This window comes from Bacillus sp. FSL L8-0358, assembly GCF_038593095.1.
Taxonomy (GTDB): Bacteria; Bacillota; Bacilli; order Bacillales; family Bacillaceae; genus Bacillus; species Bacillus subtilis.
In genome coordinates this window covers 1,812,624-1,825,410 of record NZ_CP151962.1, presented here as the reverse complement: position 1 = coordinate 1,825,410, position 12,787 = coordinate 1,812,624, and the positions used below count along the sequence as shown (strand labels likewise).

Here is a 12,787-nt window from a genome sequence, read left to right as displayed (position 1 = left end):
GAAGGCATCGAGAATTTCTTTATGATTCATACGATTTACTCCCTTCTATGATGTTTTGCACACTCTTAAAATCCAATTTCCCTAGCGCCACCTCTTGCATCAATCCGATGATTTGCTCGTCTGTATACGTGCCCTTTATTTGATGTGCTGCTGCGCTATGATTTTGTTTTTCCGCTTTTAAGGCCAAATGGTCAGATAGAGCTTGGACTGTCTGACATTCAAGGATTTCCCGGCCGGCCATCTTCAGCTGCGTGGTTTTTTCGATATGCCGCATCAATTTTCGGCCAAGAATTGAATCCATCCCATAATCCAAAAAGTTTCTTTTGAAATTGATTCGATCCTCAGATATGCCCAATTCTCGTGCTAAAAATTGAACAATGATCTTTTGAATATGGGTTTTGCCATTCGGCTCGTCAATCTCTGTTTTCATATCTTGTGAATGCTGTTTAACGGCCTCTGATTGCTGAGTGCCTGACGAAACCCAATACCGCTCCCTTGCAAATGGATAACCAGGTAAAGAAACCATCCGAACGTGATCGCCATCATGAAGGAGTTCCCAAGGAATCTGATATCCTTTCACCCAGCATTCCGCGATGTTTTCCAAATTTCTTTCTTTTGCGAGAGCTTGCAGAGCTGCTGTATCTTGTTCTTCTAATATCCCTTCTGTATATCCTGTATAAAGGGATCTCTGTTGGCCCGATATCCCACCATTCTTCATTGCTTCCACATATTCCTTCAATTTTCGCACCAATTGCTCCTGATTGTTTGCAACGATCGCGAGCCTTGCTTCCATGGCTTTTCTTCCAACCTGAAGCGTATATGCCACATCAGGTAAAGAAAGGTTATGATTCTGCTCCAGATACGCAATCATGCGGCAGGCAGCATCCTGAAGCCGATCGTCATTTTGGGCTGAAAGCACGATGACCTGCGGTGATCCTTGATGCCGCTGTGTGGGCGGCTGATCTTCCGGAATGTATTCTTCAATGACTGCATGTGCATTGGTGCCGCTGATTCCAGTCGTGCTGATCGTTCCCATCCTCGGCTTCTGATTTTTCCTGATCCACGAACGGTTTTCTTTGCAAAGCACAAATGGGCTTTCTTTAAACGGAATATACGGGTTTTCCGATTCACAGTGATGAGTGGCCGGAATGATCTGGTTTTTCATAGCCATCAGCATACTGATTAAAGCAACAGTTCCTGACGCTGCAAATGTGTGTCCGATTAAAGGTTTAATTGAGCTGATCATACAGAATTGCTTCTGCTTCGTATATTTGCTGAACACGCTCGTTAAGGCCTGGACCTCAAGCGGATCACCAAGATTCGAGCCGGTACTGTGCGCCATCACATATTGAATATCGAGCGGATTGATTTCATTTTTTTCATAAATGTTTTCGATCAATTCTGCCTGGCTAAAAGGATTTGGCGCAGTAATGCCGTTGGTTTTGCCATCGTAATTCACGCCGCTGGCCTTGATGCAGCCATAAATATGATCTTTATCTTCAATTGCCTTTGATAATGGTTTCAAGAGAACAGCAGCCACCGCTTCACCTGGCACAAGGCCATTGGCATCTTGGTCAAACACTTTGCATTGTCCGTTCGGAGACAGCATTTCGGCCCTTGTCAGCGCCTCAAAAGACATGTGAGAAATATTCAAGCTGACGCCGCCGGCTAAAGCCATTTCACAATCCCCCTGACGCAGAGCTGAACATGCCTGGTGAATCGCCACCAGTCCAGATGAACATGCTGCTGTCAAAGCCATATTAGGCCCTTTTAAATCCAATGCGTATGCGATTCTCGCAGACAATGTGGCGTTTTGTGTTCCGTTAATGTAATCCGAATTTCCGGTTAGGTGCGCATATTCCCCTTCTTCCACACCTACATAAACACCGCAGGATTTTCCTTTTATCCGATCTCCCATATAGCCGGCGTCTTCAAACGTGTGCCATGCTTCCTCTAGAAAAATGCGCTGGCGCGGATCCATGCTTTCGGCTTCTTTAGGCGATATTTGAAAAAACAGCGGATCAAACCGGTCTATGTCATTCAAAAATGCACCCCACCTTGGCACTGCTTTTTCTGGATCTCTGTTAGCTCTCCCCCAGTCCCGGCGTTCGCCCGGAATGTCAGAGATACACGATTTACCGTTTTTCAGATTATCCCACAGCTCATGGACCGAATCAGCTTGAGGGAACCTGCCGCTCATGCCGATAATGGCAATAGGCTCATCGTGAACCTGCCGAATGCTTTGTTTACTGGTTTCCGGTTCTGGAGCTTCAGGGGGCTTTTGCGCCTCTGATGCATCATCCCGGTAAAATGCTTCAATCAGCTCTTTATGATCGGTTAAGAAAAAGCCGATCAATTCTTGTAAAGTCGAATAGCCGAAAAATAAAGCCGGTGTCACTTCAATGTTGAAATGCTTTGATAACACATTCGAGAATTTAGCCAAGTAGATTGAATCAAATCCGAAGTCGGCCCAATTTTTGTTCAAATTCAGCTTGTCCTTTGAAATCTTAAGCAATGTGTGAATATGCTCTTTCAAGTCGTGTTCTAAACGCTTTTCAACGCTTAACGTTTTTACCTCATCCTTGTTTTCTTGTGCTAGAGGGGCTTGAGTGGCCGGTTCTGGAATAGCTGGTTCAGCCATTCCTAAAAATCGGCTGACACGGCTGGGCTGACCGGCTATGACGAGATGCTGAGCATCCTGCTGAGCTAGGATGTGCTCAAACATACGGATGCCTTCCTCGGCTTCTAGGAAGCGTTGGCCGCTTGATTTTAGGTACATATCCGTTGTTTCCTCATCACCGATCTTCATTCCGCCATCCTTCCATACAGGCCAGTTGATGACAAACGTTTTACCGTTATGCAGCTCATTTCTGTATTGTGCGTAAGCCATCTGAAACCTGTTGCCAATCGCATAATCACAACATCCAAAATCCCCCAAAACTGCAGAAGAAGAAGAAAAATAACACATAAAATCAAGGACTTCATTTTTAAGCCATTCATCAAGCGCTATCGTACCGTTGATTTTCGGTTCAATGATGCGCTGGAAGCTTTCGATCTTTTTGTCAAAAATAGCAGAGTCGCTTTCAATTCCGGCTGCATGAATGACACCGTTGATGGCACCGAATCGGTCTTTCCCTCTTTTTACGCAGTCTCCCATTGCGATAGGATCAGACACATCTGCTTCTGCATACATCGCTTCGCCGCCTAGATCCTTTAATTCTTTTATTTGCTTTTGCTTCTCATCATTAAAAGGCGACCGCCCTGTCAAAATCAAGTTTGCGGCATAGTTTTTGGCCAAATGCTTGGCAAATAAATAACCAAGCCCTCCTACACCGCCTGTAATCAGGTAAGTACCGCCAGACTTCAATTTGCTGTCGTCCGGCTGTATCGTTGTCTGTTCAATGTGATTTACATATCGTTTCAGATTCTGATACAAAACCGTTTGTTCAGCTGAAGCCTGTAATTCTGCCCATATTTTACGTGTCCAATCATCCATCGATCTTTGTTCCGCCGGCTGAAAGATTCCAGTCACTTTTGTGTGCGGGAGGACAAGCCCGAGTGAACGTTCGAAGCCAATCCATGATTCCAGATAGCTTCGGTCAAGACCGTCTTCAAAACATCCTGCCAGCAGCAGCCGTGAAGGATGAAACTTTGCTGCGGACATACCTTGTAATAGGTAAACAATACAGGAATGGTCCTTTATACAGCGCTTGTCTTCCATAGGCCACATATAGAGGATTGCATCTGGCTCTCCAAGTTCTTCTTTAATGCTCTGGAAGGCCTTTTCAAAAGTAACGGGTTCTTGCCGCACAATCTGGTAGCTATATTCAGACTGTTTGCTGTACACTTCGCCCTGTGATATAAAAATGACCTTGGTGTCTTGATCAACGTTTTTCAAGGCTGAAGCAAATGCGTTTTGCTTTTCTCTTTCAGTCAGAAAACAGATGAGCGTTTTGATACGTTTCGATGTGAGAGTCGCCGGCTCTTCTTTCCACACTTCTTGAAAAGTCATAACCTTGAAAGGTTCTTCTGTTTGCTGATCATGATCCTGTTCTATAGACGCCGGAGCCTTTGCCGCGCCTGGTGCCCAGTAACGTTCTTTTGCAAATGGATATGCCGGAAGACTGATCCGGACAGGCGTTTGGGTGCCGTACAGCATGCCCCAGTCGAAAGACAAGCCTTTCACCCAAAGATCCAGCAGTTTCGTGTATTTCCCTTTGCTCATCCATGCTTCTATGATTTTTTCCGTATCCTCATCCGCTGATAAGACTGCTAACGCTTTTTTGTTATCATCGATGCGATCCAGATACAGGCTGTCTGCTTTGTTTTCGATAAAATCGTTCAGCTTTCTCTCAAGATCCTCTAGTGATTCCGCTATAAAGGCCAGCCGTTCCTCCATTGCTTCACGGCCTGTTTGCAAGGTATAGGCAATCCTGATCAGGTCTGTTTCGCGGTACCTTTTTTGTTTGATGGCTGTAAGCAGCTGTTTCGCTTTTTCTTGCAAGCGTTCCATGTTTTTGGCCGACAGCACAATCAGCGCTGGAGGATGGTCTTTCGGCGTTTGCGTCCCCGTTCTTGGAATATATTCTTCCAGGATGATATGGGTATTGGACCCTCCGGCGCCAAAACTGCTCAAGCCAGCGCGCCTAGGCACCTCTTGCCCGCCAATCACCGGGCGTTTCCATTCACCAAGTTGCTGCTGAACGACAAATGGCGTATGGCTGAACTCGATGTTCGGATTCAACCGCTGAGCATGCAATGATGGTGCAATTTGGCCATATTTAAACTGAAAAAGTATTTTTGTCAGCCCTGCAATTCCGGCTGCACTTTCACAATGACCGATATTTGATTTGCTGGAGCCGATCGCACAAAACTGTTTCTCCTGCGTATCTTTCTCAAATGCTTTTGTTAACCCCGCTATCTCAATCGGATCTCCTAATGCAGTGCCTGTTCCATGCGCCTCTAAATAACTGATGGTTCGGGCAGGAATGTCGGCGCGCTCCATTGCTTCTTTAATTACCTGTGCCTGCGCATGAGGATTTGGAACCGTGTATCCATTTGTTTTTCCTCCGCTATTAATGGCACTTGCCTTTATCACACCGTAAATATGGTCACCGTCCGCTATTGCTTGCTGCAGCGGCTTTAACACAATGGCGCCTACGCCTTCACCGTCGACAAATCCATCTGCATCATCGCCGAATGATTTACATGTATCACTAGCAGAGAGCATATTCATGACAGATAAATTCTGATAGTGAACCGGGTCGACAACTAAATTGACACCGCCGGCAATGGCACAATCACTCGATCCGCTATAGATGCTTTCCAGCGCTAAATGAATCGCTGTCAGGGAGGATGAGCAGGCTGTATCGACTGCAAGACTCGGGCCTTGGAAATTCAGTAAATAGGATATTCTGTTGGCGATAGACCAATAGCCGTAGCCGGTCGGATAATTTTTGTTCATGACTCCGGCAAAGACGCCGATTTTTCTGCTTGAACAGAGCGAGTCAGGCGTGTATCCCGCGTCTTCAATACTTGCATAAGCGGTTTGCAGAAATAATCGCTCCTGAGGGTCCATTCTTTCTGCCTCAAGGGGAGAAATCTGAAAGAATAATGGGTCAAACTTGTCCATATCCTTGATAAATCCGCCCCATTTCGTATAAATTGATCCTTCTTTTCCTTTTTCTTTATCGTAATAAGCTTTCCAATCCCAGCGATCTTTCGGAATTTCCTCAATACAATTTCTTCCTTCTTTTAGGTTGTTCCAAAAGTCTTCTGCTGTTTCCGCCTGAGGATAGCGTCCAGAAATGCCGATAATGGCAACGTCACGGCTTGCAAGAGTGTTTGTCGGTGTTTCTTTCTCCCCGCTGAAGCCAAGCTTGCGATAGCGCCGTGTTCTTTTAGCGGCCTGATCAGGTTTCTGTGAAGATTGGGTTCTGCTTTCGGCCGGTGTCTGTTGTTGAACTTGACGGTCAAGACCTGTTAATTTCATCAGCGCTTCTGTTTTTGTTTTGATGAAATGCTCCACTAATGCGTCAATGGTCTGGTACTCGAAAAATAAAGTGCTGCTTACATGGTCAAATTCTTTACGCAATGTATTCGTCAGCTGGACAACAACGATAGAATCAATACCGTACTTCTCAAGCGGTTCAGATGACTCAATCTTTCCTGCAGGAATTTTCAACGTTTCCCCGATTAGTTTTTTCATATATTCTGTGCTTTTTTCTCTTAGGAGAGCATGTTTTGATTGTCCAGCTTCCTCTGAATCTATGGTATGAATGTAGGCTGGCTCCTGATTAGACGCTTGTGAAACAACCTTCTCCGGCAAGATCACATTTTTCATCATACGTCGAACCAGCCCGTTGCTTGAGGCTGCGACGATTTGGTGACTCAGATCATGTGCCGCCTCGGCCGGGAAAAAGACAGATTCAAAGCCTTCGCTTTCAAGTGCCGCTTTCCAGCTGTCAGGATGTAAGCCTGGACAGCCGGGAATCCGCACTGCAGGATCTTCATACAGCCACCAGCCTTCCAAAAGACCAAAGGTGATGTGAGGGAACAGGCTGTTTCCCGCCATTTCATTCAGCAGCAGCATTCCGTTGTTTTTCATTACTGCTTTTGTATGCCGCAGTGTTTGACGGATATTTTTTGTTGCGTGAAGGACATTAGCGGCAATGACGACATCATAGCCTCCCGCTTCAAATTCCTGCTGGTCAATCGGTTTTTCCACATCAAAAAGCTGATATGTCAGGTACGGATTTTCCGCCCCATATTCCTTTTCTGCATGCAGCAAAAATGCTTTAGACAGATCTGTATAGCAATATTCATTGATGTGCTTTTGATATGGTTTCAGTTTTTCAAAGATTCCGGCACTCGTGCCGCCTGTGCCTGCGCCTATTTCCATAATGCGAATCGATGCCTCAGGGTCGTGCTTCAGACGTTCATCCAGATAAGCTAATAATGTATCGGCAAGCACTTTATTAAAATAGTCTGCCACTTGGTTATGCTTATAAATGCCTTCCACCAGTTCCATCGAGGAATGCGGGAACATGATATCTGTTGCAGGGACTTTCCCTGTCAAAATATCCGGTAATGCTTTCAGCATGGCCTCTGCTAAGACAACCATCGCCTTTGTCTCGCTGTCTTTAAGCCACTTTTCTTTTTTCGCATTCCATTCTTGCCAAAGCAGCTCGATATCCTCTGCTTGGTCCTTCCTCACCAATGAATCTCCAACTTTCTTAATATAGCCATGCTGCAAGAGAAATTCGCTGCTTTGCCGAATCCATTTTCCATAAAATTCACGAGTCTTATATTGTTGAAGACGTTCAACCGATAATGTATAACCATCAAACAGCCCGGCCGTTTGCAGCTGTCCTAACAACAGCCTGTAAAGAAGATCATCAAGCTCTTCATGTGTCACTCTTTGAAATCGTCCCGTAGTCGGCAGACGCTCCATCAGGCTCTCTGCATCTGCTGAAGGTTGCTCTGGATAAAGAGTGATGAATTCATTCTGATTCACGCCTTCGACTGCTACAGGCTTTGTCGTATGAATGAAAGCTGTTTGGCTGACTGGCCCAGAAAGCAGGGCTTCCAGCGCCTTCATAGCCTCCGCAGGCTCAATTAAACCTAAGCCGATTTGATTCATGAGCTGTACATAATGTTCATCCTCAGCCGCTTCACTATTCCCCCAATATCCCCAGTTCATGACTTTTACAGGGCATGCCCAGCTCTGAGAAAGCTGGTGAGCAAAAGCATCTGCAAATGTACAGCCAGAGGCATAATGGCTTTGCTTCACATTTTTGATATGGGCTACAAGCGAAGAGAAGAATAAAACAAAATCTACATTCTCCTGGCGGAACACTTGGGCCATCCGAATACTGACATCGATCTTCGCCGCCAGTCCAGCGGTGAATTCTTCCGGCTTCATTTTTTCCAGGCTTTGCTCAAATAAAACCATCGCAGAGTGAACAATCCCGTGAATATGAGGATGGCGTTTTTTCACTTGATCATAAGCCTGCTGCAATGAATGCTTATCGGCTGCATCGGCTGCAATGTAGAAAGGCTCAGGGCCAAGCGCCGAAAGTCGGTCTATTTTTGACTGGATGGCAGCATTAAGTTGACTTCGCCCAATCCAAACGATTTGCGCCTGGTAGCGGCGGATCATGTACTCACTCCATGCCTCTCCGATATACCCGGCTCCTCCGATGACCACATAGACTCCGCCTTTCCGATATAGCGTGTCGCCTGACAGTGAGTGCCGATATGGGATCAATTGCTGCTGATGCCATTGCTGATTACGATAGGCCCAAGCATGGCCAAGGCGGTCAGCTGGGAGCGCAAACATGTGATTTACCGGCCATGTACAGCCTTTTTCAAGATCGAGAAGACGGATTTTCCAGTGTGGATATTCCTTTGCCATTGTGCCGGCAAGCCCATGAATGCTTGCATGGGCGGGTTGTACTGCCTCATGTTGCATAACCGGCTGCGCTTGGACGGTCACAAGAGACCATTCAAGTTGTTTCTCGCCATAGCCTAATTGCAGGCATGCTTTCACAAGCTTAAATAGGTGAAGAACAGCTTCTCCTTGTCCATCACTACCTATACTTCCCCGGTGTGACGGGGCAATCCACAATACATGGTCAATGCTTCCGTACGCTTGCAGTTTGTCCGCTATTCCCTCAATGTCATCTGCAGGCCGGATATCGATAAAGGAAACTTGCGGATAATGATGCTTTATTAATGCGCGATCAGCTTCAGCAGCACCGCATAAAACAACTCGTGTACCAGCAAACGAAGCATTATCCTTCGTATCTGAAGAGACTGGTTCCCAGACAGGGATCATCATCGTATGCCCGGTCATCTGAGAATCAGTTAAAAGTTGCGGCATTGAATGCTGCTCTCCATCAAGTGCCCGCATCGAGGCACCCTTCATTCGCACACAAACGTGTCCGTTCTCATCACATAAATCAATATCATACTTTCTGACTTTGTCCTCCGCTTTACTGTCTGAACTGTATCGAATATAAGACCATATCTTCTCTGGACATGGGCTGAAAATATCAACCTCCTGCAACGCAAATGGAAGAGACAGCGTCTGAGCTTGTCCAGCGGCATTGACTGAGCTAACGATAAAACCGACTGTGGCATGGAACGCGGAATCCATCAAACTCGGGTGGAGCGCAAAATGCTGCCTGTCGTTTTTTAGAAAAGCGGGTAACGAGATTTTTGCAAGCAATTGATCTTTGCCGACATAGACTTTTTCAATCCCTTGATAGCCCTCTCCATAGTCAAGCCCAATCTTTCGAAACGCTGCATAGCATTGTTCTGACGTCACTGTGTCCAAACTGCATTCTGTCTGTATTGATGAAAGGTTTAAAATGGAAGTGTCCGTTTCATCTGAAATGACAGCGCGACCTTGGCAGTGTATCATCAGGGCTTCTTCTTTATGTTCAGAGCTGCTATAAATGTCAAAGGAAATGTCCCCGTTATCCTCAGGAAAAAGGCCAATATGTATTTCTTTTGGTTCACTTTCTATCGTGATAGGACGCACCCACACAATGTCTTTAAGCGACACCACTCTTTGTTCGCCGTCCAGATCGCCTGCAGCTTTTTCCGCTGCTTCTCTTGCCATTTCTAAATAGGCAACGCCCGGCAAAATCTTCTGTCCCTGTACAACATGATCAGAAAGGAAAAATTCCGTGCCTGTAAATACAGAGCTAAAGCGCTGCTCAGTAAAGTCTGATGTATTGCGGTGCACCAGCGGATGTAAGATATGATTCACAGTGCTGGTTTTCATTTCAGGAACCGGGATCCAGTAGCGCTCCCTTGCAAACGGATAGGTCGGAACACTGATTTTAAGCGGCTTGCGATCGCCGTATAGGCCGTCCCAGGTGACCCGCTTTCCTTGAACCCATGCTTTCGCCATTTCCATCATTTCACTGTCTCTTATCAAATTGTTATTCAGCGCATTTACCGAAGTTGGCCCAGCCGCCTCCTGATTCTCCTTGGCTTGTCCCGTCCAGCAGCCCTCGATCTCTTCTTCGCCATTGGCAAACGCCCGAAGTTTAGACGTTAAATCTTTTATGTCTTTTACGATGAAGGCCGCACGCTCCTCCATTTCAACCCGTCCTGCCTGCATGGTATAAGCTAACGCTAAAAGATTGACGTCCTCGCTAAGAAAATCAAGAAGTTTAAGAGCGTAAGCCTGCAGACGATCTTTGTTTCTCGCAGACAAAGGTATCACTATTTCTTCATTTTTCGTTAAAATCGTCTCTGAATGGCTCTCTGCCGGAATATATTCTTCCAAAATAAGATGCGCATTTGATCCTGAAGCGCCAAACGAACTTAAACCGGCGCGGCGGGGATATGTGACGTCCACCCCGTTTTCTGTAAAAGATGGCAGCTCCCATTCCTTTGTTTCATGCTGGACAAAAAATGGGGTTTGATCAAGCTTCAAATAAGGATTCAGCTCTTCTGAATGTAATGACGGCACCAAGGTTTTATGATGCAGCTGCAGGACAGTCTTCGTTAAGCCGCTAATGCCGGCTGCAGCTTCAGCATGGCCAATATTCGATTTAACAGAACCGATTGAACAGAATTGCTTGTCCTGCGTATTGCGGCTGAAAGCTTTTACTAACCCCTGTATTTCAATCGGATCTCCCAATGAGGTGCCAGTGCCATGGGCTTCAACATAGCTGATGGTGCGCGGATCAATTCCTGTTTTTTCTAGACACGCTTCGATAACATCAGCTTGAGCAACCGGGCTCGGTACTGTAATTCCGCTTACTTTCCCTACATGATTTATCGCACTGCCTTTGATGACAGCATAGATTCGGTCACCGTCCTGTTCAGCTTTTCGCATCGGTTTTAGCAATACTGTGCCGACACCTTCTCCAGATACGTAGCCATCCCCGCCTTTACCGAAAGTATGGCAATAGCCGTCACTTGAGTGCATCCCTACACTGCCATAGCTGATATATTTAGCCGGATGCAGTGACAAATTGACGCCTCCGGCAAGCGCGGCCTCGCATTCTCCATTCCGGATGCTCTCTATTGCCAGATGAACCGCAGTTAATGAGGAAGAGCAGACCGTGTCCACCGCCATGCTTGGGCCGTGGAAATTACAATAGTAAGAGACCCTGTTGGCGATTTGCGCATAATTCAGCGATAAAGGAAATGGATTGTGTTCTGATAGAGCTTCAGCTCCTATAAGGGAATAGTCCTTATGCATAACGCCGGCAAACACACCGACATGCTGTCTTTTATTTTCTCCCTGCGGTGCAGCAATTGTCTCTGGTGTATAACCCGCATCTTCAATAGCTTCCCAGCACGTCTCTAAAAATAACCGTTCCTGAGGGTCCATCATTTCCGCTTCACGCGGAGAGATTCTGAAAAATTGAGGATCAAAACAATCAGCATCCTCGATAAACCCGCCCCATTTTGACAATGGCTTGCCCGAAGGTGAATCCAGTCCATTGTTTTCTTTCCATTCCCAGCGTGAGTTTGGGATCTCCGTGATGCAGTCGGTACCTGCCTTAAGATTTTCCCAGAATTCCTGTATGTTTTTTGCCTTAGGATAACGGCCTGCCATTCCTATAATGGCTATGTCCTCCCCGATCTCTGGTGAAGAGGTAACACCATCAATTGGTGAAGGAGATTGGCGGACAGCATCGTCCACCTCTCCAATTGAATAGTGATCAGCAAGATGAGCAGCTAGTTCTGCAATTGTTGTAAATTCAAACAGCAGTGTCGGAGCAAGATCCGCTCCAACCTTATCTCCAATTTCCTGAACCACGGTAAGCAATGACGGAGAATCCAAGCCTAGCTCATAGTACCCAGCGTGGATATCCATTTGTTCTGCCGGCCTTTCAAGCTGCTTAGCAAGCAACTGACGCAAATACATTTCAAATGCGGGATAGTCCCGACTGATGTTCTGAGAGACAGCAGCTCTTTCTTCTTGAATTTCTTTTGCGGAATGAAAGGCTGACCCATTCCGTACAGACTTGCCTGCAAATTGTTTCAGCTCGGCCACTTTTTGTCCTGCTGAATTAAAATATTCAATCGTCATATAAGTGAGTTCTTTCTTTTGGCGCACAGATGAGGAGAGGATCCGTGCTGTACATCCTTTTTGCAATCGTTCTGAAGCAGAAAACGATTCATAACACAATGGCAGATACATCGTTTGATCTGAGAGCAGGCAGCTTGACCCTATGCCGCTGCCGTCAATAAGCGTCGGATGAAACAGAAAAGCTTCAGAATGGCGCAGGGCGTCCTGTCCAACTGCTAAATCAATTAAAGCACCCTCTTTGGTTTCATAAATCTGTCCTTCCGCCTTCATCATGCCGGTATGCACTAACTCTTGAGAGCGGCATTGTTCATAGATTTCATCTAAATTCAGAATCCTATCAGCTGTTTTTTTCCACTGATTAGGGTCTATTGATTCGGCAAAAGAAGTTTGCTCTTTACGATGCATGTCAGCAGTCACATATTGTCTCTTGTCAGATAGTGATTCTCCATGCTGTTTTTGTCCGTCGATGATGATGGACCATGTCCCTTCCTTTCTTTCAGACACGTGAATGGTCAGGGCAATGTCATATGACTCATCTGCGATCAAAGGGTAAAAAATGGTCAGGTTTTTTAATTCAAGCTCTTGGTATGCATAACCATGTTCCTGGAATACTTGGTAGATTAAATCTATATAAGCAAGGCCGGGTAATAACGCTTGTCCATATACCTTGTGGTTGGACATGATTGGATTATTTAATGAAATGTGCAGTTGTTCAGTTATCAT

General features: G+C 46.0%; 1 protein-coding gene. It reads right to left on the bottom strand.

All coding sequences use genetic code 11. The annotated features are described in order from the left end of the window. Nucleotides 1-19 precede the first annotated feature (19 nt). Nucleotides 20-12,787, bottom strand: a complete 12,768-nt coding sequence (pksM, locus tag NYE49_RS09280) for a polyketide synthase PksM (protein ID WP_342410995.1) — start codon at nucleotides 12,785-12,787, stop codon at nucleotides 20-22.

Bases quoted from the DNA above. Each gene is read 5' to 3' on its own strand.
- pksM (WP_342410995.1), bottom strand. From the start codon at position 12,787: ATGATAACTGAACAACTGCACATTTCATTAAATAATCCAATCATGTCC.